Genomic DNA, 17,496 nt, shown 5'->3' on the forward strand with positions numbered 1-17,496 from the left:
ATTTAGTGGCCGCTCGACATTCATCACTCCTCCCGGCATAGCCGCTGCATGGGTCTGACCTCGCTCGACATTGCCGTTCTGCTCACCGTCGGCGGTGCGGCGGTGCTCGGCTTTCTGCACGGATTCGTGACCGAGGTGCTGTCGCTTGGCGCGTGGGTGCTGGTCGTGCTGGCGCTCAAGCTGTTCCACACGCCGGTCGCCGCCGCGCTGGTCGGACCGACCGGGACCGCCGGGGGCGCCGCCACCCTCGCCTTCGCGCTGATCGCCGGGGTCGGCTATTTTGCCGGGCGGCTGGTCGCCAATGCGATCGGCGCGCGGACGCGGGCATCGGTGCTGGGACCGGTCGACCGGGCGCTGGGCTTCGGCTTCGGCGCGCTGAAGGGACTGATCCTGACCAGCCTCGCCTTTCTCCTGTTGCTGCTCGCGGCCGACTTCATCGGCGGCGGGCCGACGCGGCGGCCGGTGTGGATCAAGGACGCGCGGACCTATCCGCTGCTCAATGCGACCAGCGCCAGCGTGGTCGACTTTATCGACCGCAGGCGGCGCGGCGAGCCGGTGTTCGGCGAATAATCGCGCGAACGACTCGCCAGCGTCACGATCGCGCCCTACATCCGGTCGCGTGACCGCCAATCTCTACAATACCGAAATCCTCCGCCTCGCCGCCGAGACCGCGCAGGCCGTCCGCCTGTCCGACCCCCATGCCAGCGTCGAGAAGCGATCGCCGATCTGCGGCAGCCGGGTGACGGTCGATGTTGCGCTGGATGAAGATGGCCGGGTCGCCGCGGTCGGCATGCTGGTGCGCGCCTGTGCGCTGGGACAGGCATCGTCGGCGCTGCTGGCGCGTCGGATCGTCGGGCGGAGTGCGGCGGAACTTGCCGCCGCGCGCGACGCGCTGACCGCGTGGCTGGCGGGGGAAGGCGATGCGCCCGACTGGCCCGGACTGACGCTATTCGAACCGGCGCGCCCGCATAGCGCCCGCCATGCCTCGATCCGGCTGGCGTTCGAAGCGGCGGCCGAGGCGGCGGCGATCGCCGGACAGCGGGCTGCCGCCTGATGGAGCATGGCACCGCGTCGTTGTTGCATGATTTCGCGCCGCTGCTGGGCGCGGCGCTGATCTTCGTTCTGATCTTCCGCAAATTGGGGCTGGGCGCGACGCTCGGCTATCTGGTCGCCGGATCGGTGGTCGGGCCGCAGGTGCTGGGGCTGGTCGGCAATGCCGAATCCAAGCTGGCGATCGCCGAACTCGGCATCACCCTGCTGTTGTTCCTCGTCGGTCTCGAGCTTAGCCCGTCGCGGCTGTGGCAGATGAAGCGCGATATCTTCGGCCTCGGGCTGATGCAGGTCGTGTTGTGCGGCGTCGCGATCACCGGCGTGGTGTGGCTGGCGACGCATTTCAGCTGGGCCGCGGCGCTGGCGCTCGGCCTGCCGCTGGCGCTGTCGTCGACGGCGCAGGTGCTGCCGATGCTGCAATCGGCGGGGCGGATGAAGACGCCGTTCGGTGAGCGGGCGTTCGCGATCCTGTTGTTCCAGGACCTGTCGATCGTGCCGCTGATTACCATCGTCGCCGCGCTGTCGCGCAATCCGGCCGATGCAGGTGGACCGCCGGGATGGCAACTGGGGCTGTGGACGATCGGCGCGGTCGCCGGGCTGATCCTTGCCGGACGCTTCCTGCTGCGGCCGATGTTCCGGCTGATCGGCAATATGGGCGAGCGCGAGATGTTCGTGTTCGCCGGGCTGTTCACCGTGATCGCCAGCGCCGCGGTGATGCAGGCGCTGGGCCTGTCGACCGCGCTCGGCGCGTTCATCGCGGGCGTGATGCTGGCCGACAGCCCGTATCGCCACGAACTGGAGGCCGATGTCGAGCCGTTCCGCTCGATCCTGCTGGGGCTGTTCTTCCTCGCGGTCGGCATGATGCTCGACCTCGGCGCGATCGTCGAGCGGCCGGTGTTCGTGGTCGGCATGGCGATCGCACTGATCGCGACCAAGGGGCTGGTGATCTTCGGCCTCGGGCGGCTGTTCGGGATGCCGTGGCGCGGGGCGCTGGCGCTGGGGTTGTTGCTGAGCCAGGGCGGCGAATTCGGCTTCGTGCTGTTCGCGCAGGCGCAGAACGCGCTGCTGATCGCTCCGGAAGCGGCGAGTGTGTTCGGTGCGATCGTCACCCTGTCGATGGCGACTACCCCGTTCCTGATGATGGCGACGCGCAAATTCCGCGCCGAGCCTGAGAAGCGCGAGGGCGGCACGCCCGAAGGACCGCGGCACGACGGCGCGAGCGCGGTCGTCGTCGGCTATGGCCGGTTCGGGCAGACGGTGGCGCAGATGCTGCTGGCGCAGGGGATCAGCGTCACCGTGATCGACCACGACGTTGAGATGATCGAGATCGCCGACAGCTTCGGGATGAAGGTCTATTATGGCGACGGCACCCGCATCGACCTGCTGCGGCTGGCCGGGGCGCAGGATGCCGAACTGCTGCTGTTCTGCGTCGATGGCGATCCGCTGGACGGCGATGCGGTCGCGGCGATCCATCAGGCGTTCCCGACGCCGGGCATCTTCGTCCGCGCCTTCGACCGGCGGGCGGTGGTCAAGCTGGCGGGCGCGCCGGTCGAGGGCGTGTTCCGCGAGGTGCTCGATTCGGCGGTGACGATGGCGCGCGCGGCGATGGTCTCGGTCGGCGTCGACGATGGCGAGATCGACCGGACCGAGGACCTGTATCGCAAGACCGATGCGAAGCGGCTGATGCAACAGTCCGAAACCGGCGATCTGCGACAGGGACGCGAGATGATCTTCACCCACGCCCGGGTCAGCGCCGCGCCCGGCACGGTCGCCGACGACGCGGGGTAGCGGCTGGCCCCCGCTCGCCATCGCGCTTAACGTCGCAGCAACTTCGCCGGTCTATAGTGGTGGTGAACGCGAAAGGGGCGGCTGATGATCGACAATTTCTCGCTGGGCCTCACGCATTTCCTCATGCTGCTGACGGTGTGGCGATTGCTCCGGCGCGACGATCTGGATCGCGAGGGCGAGCCGGCCAGGGTGCGGGTGCGGCGGGGTCGGCGTCCGGGTGCGTGACCTAGTTTTCGTCGCGTTTCTGTGCGCGTTGTTCGCGGCCGGGTTGCGCCGGCCGTTCGTGTTCGTGCTCACATACGTCTATATCGATATCGTCTCGCCGCAGCGGCTGACCTATATCCTGCTGAATTCGGTGCCGATTTCGCTGATCGCGGCGGGGTTGTCGGTCGTAGCGTGGGTGGTGGTCGACGACAAGCGCGACACGCGGATCGCACCACGCCAGATGCTGATGCTGGCGCTGCTCTTCTACTGCCTGTGGACGACCAGAACCGCCGATTTTCCGGTCGATGCGCAATATAAATGGGAATGGGTGTGGAAGGCGCTGGCCTTCGCCATCTTCCTCCCCCTCACGCTGCGGACAAGGTTGCGCATCGAATCGCTGTTGCTGTTCATGGTGCTGTCGGCAGCGTCAATCATCATCGTCGGCGGGATCAAGACGCTGGGGTCGGGGGGCGGCTATGGCGAGCTAAACCTGATGGTGTCGAACAATGCCGGGCTGTACGAAGGGTCGACCATCTCGACGGTCGCGATCGCGATCATTCCGCTGATCCTGTGGTTCAGCCGCTTCGGCACGGTGTTCGCGGCCGACTGGCGGGTGCGGACCTTCTGCTTCGCGCTGGTCTTCTCCTGCCTGCTGATCCCGGTCGGCACGTCGACGCGGACCGGGTTGCTGTGCATCGGCCTGCTCGGCCTGCTGATGTTGCGCGACGTCAAGCGGCGGCTGACCTATCTCGCGCTGGCCGGGGCGGCGGGGATGCTCGCGCTGCCCTTCCTCCCCTCCGGCTTCACCCAGCGGATGGAGACGATCGGCACCTATCAGGCCGACGCATCGGCATCGACGCGGCTGGCGGTATGGGCATGGACGCTCGACTATGTGCAGCAGAACCCGTTCGGTGGCGGATTCAACGCGTTCCTGCAGAACCGCATCCGTTATGAGAAGGTCGCGGTGGTCGGCGAAGGCGGCAACCAGACGGTCGAGCGCAGCCTCGAGGTCGACAAGGCGCGGGCCTATCACTCGGCCTATTTCGAGATGCTGGGTGAACAGGGCTGGCCGGGACTGTTCCTGTGGCTGGCGATCAATCTGGGCGGGCTGTTCCGGATGGAAGTGCTCCGGCGGCGCTATGCGAAGGCCGATGCCGGCGAGGCATGGGTCGTACCACTCGCCGCCGCGCTGCAGAACGGGCATATCGTCTATCTGTTCGGCGCGAACTTCGTCGCCATCGCTTTTCAACCTTTTGTCTTCATGCTGATCGGCGCGCAGATCGGCCTCGACACCTATCTGGCGCGCAAACGGGCCGAGGCGGCATGGCGACCGCTGCAACGGCGCAGGGCGGGGACGATGGCGGCATGAACGAGTTGAAGGCGCTGACCGGTGCGCGCGGGGTCGCGGCATGGTGGGTGGTGTTGTTCCATCTGCGCGGATCGATGGGCGCGCTGCATCCTGCGGTCGAATCGGCGATCGCCAAGGGATATCTCGCGGTCGATTTCTTCTTCCTGCTGTCGGGGTTCGTGATCTGGCTGTCATGGGGACAGCGGTTCCGGGAGCGCGGCTTCGCCGAGGCCGGGCGCTTCCTGTGGAAGCGGATGGCGCGCATCTGGCCGCTGCACCTGTTCGTCCTTGCGTGCGCGGTGGTGCTGGCGGTCGTGCTGGCGGCGAGCGGGCGCAATATCGATCGCTTCCCGTTCGCCGATCTGCCGCTCCATATCGTGCTGTTGCAAAGCTGGGGGTTCGTCGAGCCGCTGGCTTGGAACGATCCGGCATGGTCGATTTCGGCGGAATCGGCGGCGTATCTGCTGTTCCCGGTGCTGGCGGTGACGATCGACTGGCGGCGCATGCCGAGCTGGGCGCTGATCGCGGTGGTCGCGGTGCTGCTGTTCGGATTGCTGCCTTTTGCCGGGCAGGACGGGCTGGGCGTCGACCTGCGGCGCTTCGCGGTGGCGCGGTGCGTGATCCAGTTCGCGGCGGGGACCGCAATCGGCGCGCTATGGGTGCGGTGGCGGCAACGCGATGCGATTGCCGGCGCGGCAGTGGTACTGGCCGGCGCGTTGGTCGTCGGATGGGGGTTGCGGCTGCTGCCAGAACCCTATGCCCTGCCGCCGGCGCTGGCGTGCCTGCTGCTGGCCTGCGCGATCCTGTCGAACCGGCGGAGCAACCCACTCGAATGGTGGCCGATCCACCGGCTGGGCGAGATCAGCTATGCCACCTATCTCGGCCATTTCCTGCTGTGGTTCGTGTTCAAGCTGGTGTTCGTCGCCAATGCGGCGGTGGCGCCGCTATGGGTGCTGGCGCTGTATGTCGTCGCGGTGATCGCGTCTTCGGAGGTGCTGTATCGCGTGGTGGAGCGACCGGCGCAGGGATGGGTCAACCGGCTGTGGGAGCGGCGGCGGGTGGCGGTGGCGTAACGTCGGCTGGTCGCGTCGGATCCGATCGGGAGCGTTGCGGACATCGTGCCGATAGTTTCGCGCTCGGCGCACCCCGGCGGAGGCCGGGGTCCAGTTGGTGAAGCTTTTCGATGACGTACGAACGTCCCCCAACTCGGCCCCGGCCTTCGCCGGGGTACGGGCAAGGCTAGATAGCGGCGGCCTTGGCCTCATGCCGGGTCCTGCTTCCGCACATGTGCTGGAAAGAAGGGGACCCAGGGGTAGCGGGGCGGAGGATGCTCCGCCCCACCCCGCTTACGCCTCGGCCAGTTCGCTTTCGATCGCCTCGATCATCGCCTTCGAAAAGGCGGGAATGTCGTCGGGCTTGCGGCTGGTGATGAGGTTGCCGTCGATCACGACCTGTTCGTCGACCACTTCGGCACCGGCGTTTTCAAGGTCGGTGCGCACGGACGGCCAGCTGGTCACGCGTCGGCCGTCGACGACATCGGCCTCGACCAGCAACCACGGGGCGTGACAGATGGCGGCGACGATCTTGTCATCGTCCATGAACTCGCTGACGATCTCGACCGCGCGTTCCTCCATGCGCATCTTGTCGGGATTGCCGACGCCACCGGGCAGCAGCAGCGCGTCGAATTGTTCGGTATCCACGTCGTCGAGAGTCAGGTCTGGCGTGATCGTCCGCGCCTTTTCACTGTCGTTGACGACGCCCTGGATCGGATCGGTCTTGATCGAGGCAAGCGTCACCTGCGCCCCGGCGTCGAGCAGCGCCTGACGCGGGTCGAACAGTTCGGATTCCTCGAACCCGTCGGCGGCGAGGATCAGCACGCGGGCATTGGCGAGGTCGGCCATCGGTAATCTCCTGTTACGGTGCGCTCCTAACCGGCCGGCTCCTGCCGGGTTCCGGAACGAAGCGACGAGCCGAACATTGATCGGGTCATCTGCAGGGACAGCCCGATGGACACAGCCGAAGACGACCTCCCCTGCCCCGCCGGCTGCAACTTTTCCGATTGCGAGGCGGCGGGGATCACCCGCAAGAAGCTGACGCGCGGCTGGGGCTATTATGACGCGGACGGCGAACGGATCACCGATCGCGACGAGATCGACCGGCTGAACGCCATCGGCCTGCCCCCCGCCTATCGTGACGCATGGTATTGCCCCGATCCGTCCGGCCATATCCAGGCGATCGGGTGGGACGACAAGGGCCGCAAGCAATATCGTTACCACGCCGATTTTCGCGAGGCGCAGGAGACGGCGAAATATGATCGCTGCGCCGCGTTCGGCCATGCGCTGCCCAAGCTGCGCGCGCAGGTCGAGCGCGATCTGGCCAAGCGCGCACTGTCGCGCGAACGGGCGGTGGCGGCGGTGGTGCGGCTGCTCGATCTGGGCCGGGTGCGCGTCGGCAATGAAGGCTATGCGCGGGTCAACAAGAGTTTCGGCGCGACGACGTTGCGCAAGCGCCACGCCAAGCTGACCGGTACCCGTTTGAAATTGCAGTATAAGGCGAAGTCGGGGAAGCTGCGGATGCTGACCATCACCGATCGGTCGCTCGCCAGTTTCGTGCGCAAGTGCCAGGATCTGCCGGGCCAGCATCTGTTCCGCTGGGTCGATGCCGAGGGCGAGACACATCCGGTCACCTCCAGCGACGTCAACGCCTATATCCGCGAGGCGATGGGCGGGGACTTTACCGCCAAGCATTTCCGGACATGGGGGGCGAGCGTGCTGGCCTTCACCTCGCTGGCCGAGGCGGAGCAGGACATCAGCCTGAAGACGATGCTCGGCCCGGTGGTCGATGCGCTGGGCAATACGCCAGCGATCGCGCGCAAATCCTATGTCCACCCCTTGCTGATCGATCTGGTCAAGGACGGGCAGACCGCGTTCCGCGAAACGCTGCGCCTGCCCCGCTCCGCGAAACATCTCAGCCGTCACGAACGCGGGCTGATCGCGCTGCTCGAAGCGCAGGCCAAGGTCGCCGAAGCCGCCTGAAAGGATCGCATGACCGTCAATAGCAGTTCGCCCGCCGCGACGGTCGAAAAGAGTTTCAACGCCGATCAGGCACAGGCGCAGGCACGGCTGCTGTTCCAGGACAGCGCCCGGTGGATCGCGGACAACTGGTTGCAGGTATTGGTGGCAATCGGCGTCGGCGCGGCGATCGTCGTCGTGCTGCTGGTCGTTCGGCGCTGGGGCTTGCGGCTGTGTCGCAACGACCGCGCCGGATGGGGAACGGTCGCCGGACGGGCGGTGGCGCGGACCAGCCTCTTCTTCATGGTGATGCTCGCCGCGAAACTGGTCGACGGCTATGCCAGCGCGCCGCCGATGGTGACGGCGACGATCGAGTTCCTGTTCACCGTCGCGGCCGTGTTCCAGGCGGCGATCTGGGCGCGCGAAGTGATCCTCGGCGTGGTCGAGCGGCGGACGGCGAGCGACCATTATCATGGCGAGGCGCTGGCATCGGCGATGGGGCTGATCCGGTTGCTGGTCACCTTCGCATTGTTCTCGATCGCGCTGATCGTGGTGCTCGACAATCTGGGGGTGAACGTCACCGGACTGGTCGCGGGGCTGGGTGTCGGCGGCATCGCTATCGGCCTGGCGGCGCAGGGAATCTTCGCCGATCTGTTCGCGGCGCTGTCGATCATCTTCGACAAGCCGTTCCGGCGCGGCGACAATGTCAGCTACGACCAGACCAACGGATCGATCGCTGAAATCGGGCTGAAATCGACGCGCATCCGGTCGATCACCGGCGAAGAGCGGATCATCTCGAACAAGAATCTGCTCGACAAGGAGATCACCAACAACAGCCGCCGCGAGCATCGCCGCGCGTCGTTCCTGATCGGCGTCACCTATCAGACCGATCCCGACACCTGCGCGCGGATCCCGGCGATGCTGCGCGAGATCGTCGAGGCCGAACAGCGCGTGTTCGTACGCTGCGGCTTTGTCGGCTTCGGGGCGTCGAGCCTCGATTTCGAAGTGATCTTCGATTCGCCGGGCGTCGATTATGCGGCGTTCTACGACGGGCGGACCGCGGTCGGCATCGCCATTTTGCGGCGCTTCAATGCCGAGGGGATCGAGATCGCCTATCCGACGCAGGTCAATCTGACGGCGCGTGCCGATGGGTCGATCGTCGACCCTGCCGCTGCGGCAAGCTGAATTTTTCGAACATAGGGTTTGGGTCGCCGGGACGTCGACGATGCCAGTTTCCCGGTTTCGGTGTGTTCCCGCTTGCGATTGCGCGGGTCGTGCCGCTATGCTTCCCCCGAACGAGGGAGAGGTCGGTGACGGCGATCACGGCGGAGGCGATGGCGGAACGGATCGGCAGCGAATGGCTGTCGGACTGGATGCTGCTCGACCAGGCGCGGATCACCGCCTTTGCCGATGCGACCGCCGATCACCAGTTCATCCATGTCGACCCGCACGCCGCCGCCGCGACGCCGTTCGGCGGCACCATCGCGCACGGCTTCCTGCTGTTGTCGCTGCTGCCGAAACTGGCGGCGAGCAGCGGGATGCCGGCGGTGTCGGGTGCGCGCATGGAAATCAATTATGGCGGCAACCGCGTGCGTTTCGTCCGGCCGGTGCGGTCGGGGTCGCGCATTCGCGGGCGCTTCACGCTGATGGCGCTCGACCAGAAGCGGCCCGGCCAGTGGCAGCAGACCATCACCTATGCCGTCGAGGTCGACGGCAGCGACCAACCCGCGCTGATCGCCGAATGGATCAGCCAGATCTTCACCTGAACCCGAGGACCATCATGCGCTCAGCCGTCATCGTTTCGACCGCCCGTACCCCGATCGGCCGCGCCTATCGCGGGGCGTTCAACAACCTGCCCGCACCGACGCTGGCGGCGCATTCGATCCGTGCGGCGGTCGAACGCGCCGGGATCGAGGGGGGCGAGGTCGACGACGTGCTGTTCGGCGCGGCGCTGCAGCAGGGGCATCAGGCGGGCAATATCGCGCGTCAGGCGGCGTTGCGGGCCGGGCTGCCGGTGACGGTGTCAGGCATGTCGATCGACCGGCAATGTGCCAGCGGACTGATGGCGATCGCCACCGCCGCCAAGCAGATCGTCCACGACCGCATGGACATTTGCGTCGCGGGCGGTGTCGAATCGATCAGCCTCGTCCAGACGCCGCAGATGCGGATCGCCGCCGATCCCGAATTGCTGGCGATGCAGGGCGATATCTATATGCCGATGCTCCAGACGGCGGAGGTCGTCGCCAAACGCTACGGCATTTCGCGCGATCGGCAGGACGAATATGCGCTCCAGTCGCAGCAGCGCACCGCCGCCGCCCAGGCCGCCGGACGGTTCGATGCCGAACTGGTCGCGGTGACCGCGACGATGAACGTCGTCGACAAGGCGACCAAGGAAGTGTCGACGCACGAAGTCACGCTGACCAAGGACGAGGGCAACCGCGCCGACACGACGCTGGAGGGGTTGCAGTCGCTCAAACCCGTGATGGGCGAACAGGCGGTCATCACCGCGGGCAATGCCAGCCAGTTGTCGGACGGGTCGTCGTCCTGCGTGCTGATGGAAGAGTCGGTCGCGTCGGCGCGCGGGTTGCAGCCGCTGGGCCGCTATGTCGGCATGGCGGTGGCGGGCACCAAGCCCGATGAGATGGGCATCGGGCCGATCTATGCGGTGCCGAAGCTGCTCGAGCGCTTCGACTTGGGCGTGGACGATATCGGGCTGTGGGAGCTGAACGAGGCGTTCGCGGTGCAGGTGCTGCATTGCCAGGACGTGCTGGGCATCCCGAACGACCGGCTGAACGTCAATGGCGGCGCGATCTCGATCGGGCACCCCTACGGCATGTCGGGCGCGCGGATGACCGGCCATGCGCTGATCGAGGGCAAGCGGCGCGGCGTCAAATATGTCGTGGTGACGATGTGCGTCGGCGGCGGCATGGGGGCTGCCGGCTTGTTCGAGGTGCTTTGACATAGGGGGGCGGCTGGCCGCCGGCCGCGCTTACTCCCCCTCTCCCAACCCTCTCCCCCATGGGGGAGAGGGCATTTTTTTTAGCCGATGCGTTGCATCCAGCCGTGCGGGTCGTTGCTGCGGCCGCGCTGGATGTCGGTCAGTTGCTTGAGCAGCGCCTGGGTGCGCTCGCCCGGCTGGCCGTCGCCGATCTGGAAGCTGAAGTCCGCCGACGACACCTTGCCGATCGGGGTGACGACGGCGGCGGTGCCGCAGGCGAACGCCTCGACCAGACGGCCGCTGGCGGCGTCGGCCTGCCACTGGTCGATCGAATAGCGTTCCTCGCGGACCTCGATCCCCTGATCGCGCGCCAGCGTCAGGATCGAATCGCGGGTGATGCCGGGCAGGATCGTGCCGGTCAGCGGCGGAGTGAGCATCGTGCCGTCGTCGAACACGAAGAAGATGTTCATGCCGCCCAGTTCCTCGACCCAGCGGCGCTCGGCCGCGTCGAGGAACACGACCTGATCGCAACCCTGCCGGATCGCTTCCGACTGGGCGAGCAGGCTCGCGGCGTAATTGCCGCCGCACTTGGCATCGCCGGTGCCACCGGGCGCAGCGCGGGTGAATTCCTTCGACACCCAGAGCGACACGCTCTTGGCACCGCCGGGCCAGTAATTGCCGACCGCCGAAGCGATGACGCAGTAAAGATATTCCGCCGAGGGCTTCACGCCGAGGAATGTCTCGCTCGCGATCATGAAGGGGCGCAAGTACAAGGCGCTGCCCTCCCCGGCCGGGATCCAGTCGCGCTCGGCCAGCGTCAGTTCGCGGCACGAGGCGACGAACAGATCGTCGGGCAGTTCGGCCATGGCGAGCCGGTGCGCCGAGCGGCGGAAGCGGGCGGCATTCTGTTCGGCACGGAACAGCGCGACACCGCCATCGGGCAGGGTATAGGCCTTCAGCCCCTCGAAGATTTCCTGCGCATAATGGAGGACGGCGGCGGCGGGGTCCATGACGATCGGCGCGCGCGCGGTGATCTTCGCATCGTGCCAGCCCTTGTCCTCCGACCAGCGCATCGTCGCCATATGGTCGGTGAAGACGCGCCCGAAGCCGGGATTTACGATCCGCGCCGCCCGCTCGCTCGCCGCGACCGGGGTCGCATGGGGTTCGAAGGCGAAGGTCGGCTGCGTCATGGCGTCCTCATGGATGAATGCTTGCGGTGGACTAGGCCGGATGGCAGAAATGGTCAACATGACTGCCCCAATATCGCCCGCCCAGCCCATGGCCGCTTCCGCGCTGTTCCTGCGCGAGGCTGAGGTAAGGCGCGGGATCGAATTGCTTTATTTCGGCTACAGCCATTTGACGCGGTCGATCGACGAAGAACTGGCGGCGCAGAATCTGGGCCGGGCGCATCACCGGGCGCTGTATTTCATCGCGCGGCGGCCCGATTTGTCGGTCAGCGAGTTGCTGCGGTTGCTGGCGATCACCAAACAATCGCTGGGCCGGGTGTTGAACGACCTGTCGGCGCGCGGGCTGGTGGAGAGCCGCGCAGGCGACCGCGATGCGCGGCAGCGATTGCTGAAACTGACGCCCGAGGGACAGGCGCTGGAGGCGCGGTTGTACGAGATGTTGAACGCCAAATTGTCGCGCGCTTATTCGGGCGCTGGGCAGGATGCGGTCAGCGGCTTCTGGGCAGTGCTCGAGGGGCTGATCCCGGCGGGGGACAAGGCGGCGGTAGCGGCGCTCGGGCGGTAGGTCAGCGCGCTTCGTCGGCGAGGCGTTTGTCGAGGCGCTGGGTCGCGGCGGCGGCATAGGTCCGGCAGCCGTTCGGGTCGACCAGCGGCTTGGTGCGTGCCAGCCGTTCGGCCATGTCGCTCGCGTCCGGATGCGGGGTAAGGAGGATGTCGCAGGGGAGTGCCGCGACCTTGGCGATCGTCTTGCGCAGCCGCGCGACATAGGCCGGATGGTCGCGAAAGCGATACGCGTCCGACGATACCGCCGACAGGCTGTCGGCGAAGACGATGGTGCGGCACGTTCCGCCTTCGCACGACCGCCACGACCAGCTCATCCCGTCGGGCGAATGGCCGGGGGTCAGATGTGCGGTCAGCCGGAGCGGACCGAGCGTCACCGGCTGTCCGTCGGTCAGGATGCCGCCTGCGGACACGCGTTCCACGGGGGACAGGATGTCGCGCTGCGGATCGTCGGCGGCGAACCGGCCGCGCTCGACCACCTCGCGCGCGGCGGCACTGGCGAGCAGTGTCGCGCCGGTCGCACGGCGAAGTCCGGCGAGGCCGCCGGCATGATCGATATGGCTGTGGCTCATCAGCAGCAGCTTCACGTCGTGCGGTCGGAAGCCGAGCCTGCGGATGTTGGCGACGATCGACGGTACCGCCTCGGCGGTCGCGGCGTCGATGACGATATGCCCTTTCGGTCCGGCAATCAGCAGCACGGTGATGCCGCAGGTGCCGATATCATAGACGTTACCGTAGATGCGGACCGGCGGGGCGGGATCGCTCCAACCGTCCTTCCCGGCGCATTGCCGCGCACGAGCGGCTACATCGGCGGGGGGAGCAAGCGGTGCGGCGACCGCGAGCAAGGCGGCGACGATCATGCCCCAATCCGCGCCGCCGCCGCCATCTCGGCATTGCGCCGTTCGGAAGCAGCCAGCGTCGCGGCGAGGAGCCGTTTGAGCGCATCGCCGTCGTCGAGGACGTTCAATCCCTGTCGTGTCGAACCGCCGGGGCTGGCGACACGATCGGCCAGCGTCGCGGGCGCGACATCGGCACCGGCCGCCATCGTCGCCGATCCCTGCACCGTGGCGATGGCGAGCCGCTGCGCCTGCGCTTCCGGCAGGCCAAGTGCCGTGCCCGCTGCCGCCAGCGCGTCGATGAAGCGGAACACGAAGCCCGGACCGCATCCCGACAATGCCGTGACCGCGTCGAACAGCGTGGCATCATCGATCCATTCGACGAGCCCCAGGGGACGCATCAACGTCTCTGCCGTCGTGCGTGCGTCCGCATCCGATCCGTGCGAATGCAGCGCGACGACCCCCTGCCCGATCGCCACGGGCAGATTGGGCATCGCACGGACTATCGTCCCGGCATCGAACCGGTCGGCCAGCGCAGCTTCCTCGACGCCGGCGAGGATCGATATCAGCAGCGGCACGCCGGCAATGTGCGGTGCGAGCGCGGACGCGACGGTGTCGAGTTGTTGTGGCTTCATCGCCAGTACGACGATCGCCGGCCGCTCGACCGGCGGCGTGGTCGCATGGGCGACGCCGGCGGGCAGGTCGCGCGGCGTCCGGGTGATGACCGTGACCGCCGCCGGATCGATGCCATCGGCGATCCATCGATCGAGCATCGCCCCGCCCATATTACCGCAGCCGATCAGCCACAGCGGTCCGGGCAGGACGATCATGCCTCGCCCTGCGTCTCGATCATCGACGCGGCGATCGCTTCCTTCGGCGTCTTGCCGCCCCACAGCACGAACTGGAACACCGGATAGAAGCGTTCGCATTCGTCAATCGCGGCATCGATCATCAATTCGGCCTGATCGATGGTCAGCGCCGGTTCGTCCCCCAGCATCGCCGCATGGCGATAAAGCAGGATGCCGCTCGACGACCAAAGTTCGAAATGGCCGATCCAGAGCTGTTCGTTGATCAGGCCGATGGCTTCGTAGATCGCGCCGCGCCGTTCGTCGGCGACGCGGATATCGGGGAGCGCGAGGAATTGCAGGACGCCGTCTTCTCCGCGCCAGATCGCGCGGAGTTCGAATTCGGTCCAGCTCCCCTTCACATTCGCGACGATCTCGTCGCCGTCACGCTCATGTTTCCAGCCGTGCGCCGCGAAATAGCGCTCCAGCGTATCGATCGGCACGGCGTCGTCGCCGTCCTCTTCCACTTCGTCCAACATCATCCCCACGCCATAGACCCGCGCACTGCCCCCGTCACGCGCCAAGGCGCGCGACGCGCGGCGCGAATCAGAGCGCGCCCTCACCCGCGCCGGGCGCATCGGGAGAGACCGGCTGCGCGACGCTCTGGCGGGCTTCCAGTGCGTCGAGCCGGGCGCGCAGGGCATCGGCTTCGTCGCGGGCGGCGACGGCCATGGCCTTCACCACCTCGAATTCGTCGCGGCTGACGAAATCCATGCCGCCGAGGAACGTCTTGGCCCGCTCACGCGCAGCCGCTTCGCCTTCGCGGGCCATGCCGGCGATGGTGCCGGCGGCGCCGTTCACGAACTTGGCGAAATCGTCGAACAGGCGATTGTCGGACTGCATGGGAAATCCTTCCTTTGGCTGGGCGTCAATCCGCCCGCCGTCAAAGTGCGATTTGGGTGGAATGGGCCGCCGGCACAAGGGTTTCGGCGTCGGGATTGAGCCGGTCGATCTGCCAGTTGAGCGCCGATGCGACCACCAGCCACGCCAGATACGGCACCAGCAGCCACGCCGCGAGCGGGCGGATGCGACCAAAGGCGAAGGTCGTCCCCAGCGCCACGAAGAAGAGCGCGACGACCACGAACAGTGCCGCCGTCACCTGATGCGCGCCGAAGAACAGCGGCGACCAGATCAGGTTCAGCACCATCTGCACGACGAACAGTCCGATCGCGACCCCACGCCCCCGCGCGCCGCGCGCGCTCAGGACGATGGCGAGCGCAAGGCCGAGCAGGACGTAGAGGATCGACCACACCACCGGAAACGCCCATTCGGGCGGCCCGACCGGCGGCTGTTGCAGCATGCGGTACCAGCCGTTCTGGCTGCCCGACGCCACCAATTGGCCGGATGCGAAACCCAACAACAGGATCAGCGGCACGCACACCACGGCCCGCCGCAGGAACTCCGAACGCAACTGCCACTTCGACGCGATTTCGTTCATCCCGCCCCCCGGTGCCGGCCCCGCCCGATGCGCGGCCGTTCAGGCGGCATTGCTTGCTGCGTGCGCTGCGTCATTGCAAGCCTAAGCGGCGGATTCGGGCGCTGTGGCGGCGATCAGGAACTCGATATTACCTTCGGGACCGGTAATCGGGCTACGATCGATGCCGATCACCTGCCAGCCCATGCCCGTCAGCCATGCCGAGACTTCGTCGCAGACCCGCGCGTGTATGGCGGGATCGCGGACCACGCCACCCTTGCCGACCTCTTCGCGCCCCGCCTCGAACTGCGGCTTGATCAGCGCGAGCAGGCGTCCGTCGGGCTTCACGAAGCCGAGGGGCACGGCCAATACTTTGGACAGGGCGATGAAGCTGGCGTCGCAGACGACCAGATCGACCGGCTCAGGGATGTGGGCCGGCGTCAGCAGCCGCGCGCTCAACTGCTCGAGGACGACGACGCGCGGATCCTGGCGCAGCTTCCACGAGAGCTGGTTGGTGCCGCTGTCGACCGCATAGACGCGTGTCGCCCCGCCGGTCAGCAGCACGTCGGTAAAGCCGCCGGTCGACGATCCGACATCGATCGCGACCGCCTGCGCCACGTCCCAGCCGAAATGAGCGAGGCCGTGTGCCAGCTTGACCCCGCCACGCGATACCCATGGATGATCGCGCCCGCGCACGTCGAGCACCGCATCGTCGGGCAGTTGCTGGCCCGGCTTGTCGACCTTGCGGTCGCCGACGAACACCAGCCCTGCCATGATGAGTGCCTGTGCGCGGGTGCGGCTCTCGGCGAGGCCGCGATCGACGAGCATCTGGTCCGCGCGTTGCTTTGCCATGACACGCGCATGGCCCGACTTTCGACTGGTCGCAACCCTTGATCCGTTGGACGAATGCCTATTGCCTATTCAATCAGTAGGAATATCTTGTGCATCGGAGGCTGACCCGGACCCGACCCCCTCCCTAAAGCTGACGGGTCGGCCTTCACCGTTTCGAACCGAACCGCAGGAGAGTGACGATGGCGCAGTTTTCGACACCCCCGACGGTGCTGACCGTGCCCGGGTTGAACGGCTCCGGGCCGTCACACTGGCAGACTCTGTGGGAACAATCGCGGCCGGACACGGCGCGCGTCGAACTGGGATTGTGGTCGCGGCCGTTGCGCAATGCATGGGTGACCAAGCTGGACCAGGCGATCCGGCAAGCACAGGCGCCGGTAGTGCTGGCGGCGCATTCGCTCGGCTGCCTTGCCGTCGCATGGTGGGCGCAACTGTCGTCGCAACCTTATGGCTGGCCGGTGGCCGGTGCCTTGCTGGTCGCGCCGGCGGATGTCGATCGTCCCGGCGCACCGCCCGAATTGCAGGGTTTCGCCCCGACGCCACGCTTCTCGCTGCCCTTCCCCTCGTTGGTGGTCGCATCGACCGACGATCCATGGGTGTCGATCGAGCGGGCACATTCGATGGCGGTCGATTGGGGCAGCCATTTCGTCGATGCCGGCGCGCAGGGGCATCTGAACGCCGCCAGCGGCATCGGCTGGTGGGAAGAGGGGCAGGAACTGCTCGACCGGGTCATCGCCGCGTCGGGCGATGGCCATGGCCATATCCGCCATCCCAGCGATGCGCGGTCGGTGCTGGCCGTCAACGCGACCGAAGCGGCGCAGGGGCAGTTTCTCCGCTAGACGAAGGGGTTGGCGACGTTCAGCCGGGCGTCGATCACGAGCCCGTGCTGAAGGTCCTCGCTCCACAACCGGTCGCATCCCGCCGCCAGCGCGGCGGCGACGATCATGCTGACGTAGATGGCAAGGCGATAGCGTTCGGCGATCCGCAGGCCGTCGCGATGGATGGCGTCGGTCAGCGGGACGATCGTCGGGCACAGCACGCGCAACGCTGCGATCGCGCGGTGGATCGCCGGCCAGTCATAGCGCAGTTTCCGTCGTGCGACCGTCGCGAACATGTTTAGCGACTGAACGCCGATCGTGCCGCCTTCCTCCAGAATCGCTTGGGCACGCACCGCCTTGCCATCGTCGCCGAGCGCGTAGATCAAGATATTCGTGTCGAGAAAGTCAGCGCTCAACGCGCGTTGGCCTCCTCGCGATCGAACTTATACCCGGCGGCAGGGGGCGCGAAAGCGCGCGCATGGCGGCCATCGCTTCGGCACGGGATCGGTGAGGGGGCGACACTCCGCCGAACCTCGACGCTGTCGCCCTCGTGCAGGCCGAGCGTTTCGGCGACGTCGTGAGGAATGACGATGGCGAGCTTGTCGCCGATCTTTTCGACGTTCACCCGGCTTCTCCTTCACGAGAGA

At 67.0% G+C, this 17,496-nt stretch carries 22 protein-coding genes; 12 read left to right on the forward strand and 10 right to left on the reverse strand.

Annotated elements, in window-relative coordinates; all coding sequences use genetic code 11:
* The first annotated feature begins 48 nt into the window (after nucleotides 1–48).
* From ACZ1JS_RS08270 to ACZ1JS_RS08295, 6 genes are all read left to right on the forward strand, one after another.
* Complete coding sequence (locus tag ACZ1JS_RS08270; protein ID WP_465168501.1) at nucleotides 49–570, forward strand: CvpA family protein; 522 nt, start codon at nucleotides 49–51, stop codon at nucleotides 568–570.
* A 49-nt stretch (nucleotides 571–619) separates the two neighbouring features.
* On the forward strand, nucleotides 620–1,054 hold the full coding sequence (locus ACZ1JS_RS08275) for an iron-sulfur cluster assembly scaffold protein (RefSeq protein WP_465168502.1): 435 nt from the start codon (nucleotides 620–622) through the stop codon (nucleotides 1,052–1,054).
* A complete protein-coding gene (locus ACZ1JS_RS08280) occupies nucleotides 1,054–2,838 on the forward strand; it encodes a cation:proton antiporter domain-containing protein (RefSeq protein ID WP_465168503.1) in 1,785 nt (594 codons plus the stop codon). Before ACZ1JS_RS08275 ends, ACZ1JS_RS08280 begins: the two co-directional genes overlap by 1 nt.
* An 84-nt stretch (nucleotides 2,839–2,922) precedes the next feature.
* Nucleotides 2,923–3,063 carry a hypothetical protein gene (locus ACZ1JS_RS08285; RefSeq protein ID WP_465168504.1) on the forward strand — a complete coding sequence of 47 codons (141 nt, stop codon included), beginning with the start codon at nucleotides 2,923–2,925 and terminating at the stop codon, nucleotides 3,061–3,063.
* A complete protein-coding gene (locus tag ACZ1JS_RS08290) occupies nucleotides 3,056–4,411 on the forward strand; it encodes a DUF5935 domain-containing protein (protein WP_465168505.1) in 1,356 nt (451 codons plus the stop codon). Before ACZ1JS_RS08285 ends, ACZ1JS_RS08290 begins: the two co-directional genes overlap by 8 nt.
* Nucleotides 4,366–5,463: an acyltransferase family protein gene (locus ACZ1JS_RS08295; RefSeq protein WP_465168506.1), complete on the forward strand. Its 1,098-nt coding sequence runs from the start codon at nucleotides 4,366–4,368 to the stop codon at nucleotides 5,461–5,463. The genes ACZ1JS_RS08290 and ACZ1JS_RS08295 overlap by 46 nt, the downstream gene beginning before the upstream one ends.
* A 273-nt stretch (nucleotides 5,464–5,736) precedes the next feature.
* Here the strand turns inward: ACZ1JS_RS08295 and ACZ1JS_RS08300 are convergent, their stop codons facing one another.
* Nucleotides 5,737–6,291, reverse strand: a complete 555-nt coding sequence (locus tag ACZ1JS_RS08300; protein ID WP_242116511.1) for a type 1 glutamine amidotransferase domain-containing protein — start codon at nucleotides 6,289–6,291, stop codon at nucleotides 5,737–5,739.
* A gap of 105 nt (nucleotides 6,292–6,396) precedes the next feature.
* On the opposite strand from ACZ1JS_RS08300, the gene ACZ1JS_RS08305 reads away from it, so the two are divergent.
* From ACZ1JS_RS08305 to ACZ1JS_RS08320, 4 genes are all read left to right on the forward strand, one after another.
* On the forward strand, nucleotides 6,397–7,425 hold the full coding sequence (locus ACZ1JS_RS08305; protein WP_465168507.1) for a DNA topoisomerase IB: 1,029 nt from the start codon (nucleotides 6,397–6,399) through the stop codon (nucleotides 7,423–7,425).
* Between the two features lie 9 nt (nucleotides 7,426–7,434).
* On the forward strand, nucleotides 7,435–8,586 hold the full coding sequence (locus tag ACZ1JS_RS08310) for a mechanosensitive ion channel family protein (protein WP_465168508.1): 1,152 nt from the start codon (nucleotides 7,435–7,437) through the stop codon (nucleotides 8,584–8,586).
* 125 nt (nucleotides 8,587–8,711) lie between these two features.
* Nucleotides 8,712–9,167, forward strand: coding sequence for a MaoC family dehydratase (locus ACZ1JS_RS08315; RefSeq protein WP_465168509.1), 456 nt, complete (start codon nucleotides 8,712–8,714; stop codon nucleotides 9,165–9,167).
* 14 nt (nucleotides 9,168–9,181) lie between these two features.
* A complete protein-coding gene (locus ACZ1JS_RS08320; protein ID WP_465168510.1) occupies nucleotides 9,182–10,360 on the forward strand; it encodes an acetyl-CoA C-acyltransferase in 1,179 nt (392 codons plus the stop codon).
* Between the two features lie 80 nt (nucleotides 10,361–10,440).
* Here ACZ1JS_RS08320 and ACZ1JS_RS08325 read toward each other — a convergent pair whose 3' ends face one another.
* On the reverse strand, nucleotides 10,441–11,529 hold the full coding sequence (locus tag ACZ1JS_RS08325) for a branched-chain amino acid aminotransferase (protein WP_465168511.1): 1,089 nt from the start codon (nucleotides 11,527–11,529) through the stop codon (nucleotides 10,441–10,443).
* A 58-nt stretch (nucleotides 11,530–11,587) separates the two neighbouring features.
* Between ACZ1JS_RS08325 and ACZ1JS_RS08330 the strand changes: the two genes are divergently transcribed.
* Complete coding sequence (locus ACZ1JS_RS08330; RefSeq protein ID WP_465168512.1) at nucleotides 11,588–12,091, forward strand: MarR family winged helix-turn-helix transcriptional regulator; 504 nt, start codon at nucleotides 11,588–11,590, stop codon at nucleotides 12,089–12,091.
* Between the two features lies 1 nt (nucleotide 12,092).
* Here the strand turns inward: ACZ1JS_RS08330 and bla are convergent, their stop codons facing one another.
* The 6 genes from bla to ACZ1JS_RS08360 form a co-directional block, all read right to left on the reverse strand.
* A complete protein-coding gene (gene bla / locus ACZ1JS_RS08335) occupies nucleotides 12,093–12,947 on the reverse strand; it encodes a subclass B3 metallo-beta-lactamase (protein WP_465168513.1) in 855 nt (284 codons plus the stop codon).
* The gene (gene proC, locus ACZ1JS_RS08340) at nucleotides 12,944–13,753 is read right to left on the reverse strand and encodes a pyrroline-5-carboxylate reductase (RefSeq protein ID WP_465168514.1); all 810 of its coding nucleotides are present in this window, start codon (nucleotides 13,751–13,753) and stop codon (nucleotides 12,944–12,946) included. Before proC ends, bla begins: the two co-directional genes overlap by 4 nt.
* Nucleotides 13,750–14,250, reverse strand: coding sequence for a type III secretion system chaperone family protein (locus ACZ1JS_RS08345; RefSeq protein WP_465168515.1), 501 nt, complete (start codon nucleotides 14,248–14,250; stop codon nucleotides 13,750–13,752). Before ACZ1JS_RS08345 ends, proC begins: the two co-directional genes overlap by 4 nt.
* Before the next feature lie 64 nt (nucleotides 14,251–14,314).
* On the reverse strand, nucleotides 14,315–14,611 hold the full coding sequence (locus ACZ1JS_RS08350; RefSeq protein WP_345878408.1) for an accessory factor UbiK family protein: 297 nt from the start codon (nucleotides 14,609–14,611) through the stop codon (nucleotides 14,315–14,317).
* Nucleotides 14,612–14,651: 40 nt separating this feature from the next.
* On the reverse strand, nucleotides 14,652–15,206 hold the full coding sequence (locus ACZ1JS_RS08355; protein ID WP_465168516.1) for a TspO/MBR family protein: 555 nt from the start codon (nucleotides 15,204–15,206) through the stop codon (nucleotides 14,652–14,654).
* Between the two features lie 81 nt (nucleotides 15,207–15,287).
* Nucleotides 15,288–16,034: a TlyA family RNA methyltransferase gene (locus tag ACZ1JS_RS08360; RefSeq protein ID WP_465168517.1), complete on the reverse strand. Its 747-nt coding sequence runs from the start codon at nucleotides 16,032–16,034 to the stop codon at nucleotides 15,288–15,290.
* A gap of 179 nt (nucleotides 16,035–16,213) precedes the next feature.
* On the opposite strand from ACZ1JS_RS08360, the gene ACZ1JS_RS08365 reads away from it, so the two are divergent.
* The gene (locus ACZ1JS_RS08365) at nucleotides 16,214–16,870 is read left to right on the forward strand and encodes an RBBP9/YdeN family alpha/beta hydrolase (RefSeq protein ID WP_465168518.1); all 657 of its coding nucleotides are present in this window, start codon (nucleotides 16,214–16,216) and stop codon (nucleotides 16,868–16,870) included.
* On the opposite strand, the gene ACZ1JS_RS08370 is transcribed toward ACZ1JS_RS08365, so the two are convergent.
* Nucleotides 16,867–17,265 (reverse strand): PIN domain-containing protein, encoded by a 399-nt coding sequence (locus ACZ1JS_RS08370; RefSeq protein WP_465168519.1) that lies wholly within the window; start codon nucleotides 17,263–17,265, stop codon nucleotides 16,867–16,869. The two genes, ACZ1JS_RS08365 and ACZ1JS_RS08370, sit on opposite strands and share 4 nt — an antisense overlap.
* A complete protein-coding gene (locus ACZ1JS_RS08375) occupies nucleotides 17,262–17,474 on the reverse strand; it encodes an AbrB/MazE/SpoVT family DNA-binding domain-containing protein (protein WP_465168520.1) in 213 nt (70 codons plus the stop codon). The genes ACZ1JS_RS08370 and ACZ1JS_RS08375 overlap by 4 nt, the downstream gene beginning before the upstream one ends.
* Nucleotides 17,475–17,496 lie beyond the last annotated feature (22 nt).

It is taken from the genome of Sphingomonas sp. BL-S-05, assembly GCF_055521695.1.

Excerpts from the sequence above, each read along its gene's own strand:
- ACZ1JS_RS08270 (WP_465168501.1), top strand. The coding sequence starts at position 49 with ATGGGTCTGACCTCGCTCGACATTGCCGTTCTGCTCACCGTCGGCGGT.
- ACZ1JS_RS08280 (WP_465168503.1), top strand. The coding sequence starts at position 1,054 with ATGGAGCATGGCACCGCGTCGTTGTTGCATGATTTCGCGCCGCTGCTG.
- ACZ1JS_RS08285 (WP_465168504.1), top strand. The coding sequence starts at position 2,923 with ATGATCGACAATTTCTCGCTGGGCCTCACGCATTTCCTCATGCTGCTG.
- ACZ1JS_RS08295 (WP_465168506.1), top strand. The coding sequence starts at position 4,366 with ATGGCGACCGCTGCAACGGCGCAGGGCGGGGACGATGGCGGCATGAAC.
- ACZ1JS_RS08300 (WP_242116511.1), bottom strand. The coding sequence starts at position 6,291 with ATGGCCGACCTCGCCAATGCCCGCGTGCTGATCCTCGCCGCCGACGGG.
- ACZ1JS_RS08305 (WP_465168507.1), top strand. The coding sequence starts at position 6,397 with ATGGACACAGCCGAAGACGACCTCCCCTGCCCCGCCGGCTGCAACTTT.
- ACZ1JS_RS08310 (WP_465168508.1), top strand. The coding sequence starts at position 7,435 with ATGACCGTCAATAGCAGTTCGCCCGCCGCGACGGTCGAAAAGAGTTTC.
- ACZ1JS_RS08320 (WP_465168510.1), top strand. The coding sequence starts at position 9,182 with ATGCGCTCAGCCGTCATCGTTTCGACCGCCCGTACCCCGATCGGCCGC.
- ACZ1JS_RS08325 (WP_465168511.1), bottom strand. The coding sequence starts at position 11,529 with ATGACGCAGCCGACCTTCGCCTTCGAACCCCATGCGACCCCGGTCGCG.
- ACZ1JS_RS08330 (WP_465168512.1), top strand. The coding sequence starts at position 11,588 with ATGACTGCCCCAATATCGCCCGCCCAGCCCATGGCCGCTTCCGCGCTG.
- bla (WP_465168513.1), bottom strand. The coding sequence starts at position 12,947 with ATGATCGTCGCCGCCTTGCTCGCGGTCGCCGCACCGCTTGCTCCCCCC.
- proC (WP_465168514.1), bottom strand. The coding sequence starts at position 13,753 with ATGATCGTCCTGCCCGGACCGCTGTGGCTGATCGGCTGCGGTAATATG.
- ACZ1JS_RS08345 (WP_465168515.1), bottom strand. The coding sequence starts at position 14,250 with ATGATGTTGGACGAAGTGGAAGAGGACGGCGACGACGCCGTGCCGATC.
- ACZ1JS_RS08350 (WP_345878408.1), bottom strand. The coding sequence starts at position 14,611 with ATGCAGTCCGACAATCGCCTGTTCGACGATTTCGCCAAGTTCGTGAAC.
- ACZ1JS_RS08355 (WP_465168516.1), bottom strand. The coding sequence starts at position 15,206 with ATGAACGAAATCGCGTCGAAGTGGCAGTTGCGTTCGGAGTTCCTGCGG.
- ACZ1JS_RS08360 (WP_465168517.1), bottom strand. The coding sequence starts at position 16,034 with ATGGCAAAGCAACGCGCGGACCAGATGCTCGTCGATCGCGGCCTCGCC.
- ACZ1JS_RS08365 (WP_465168518.1), top strand. The coding sequence starts at position 16,214 with ATGGCGCAGTTTTCGACACCCCCGACGGTGCTGACCGTGCCCGGGTTG.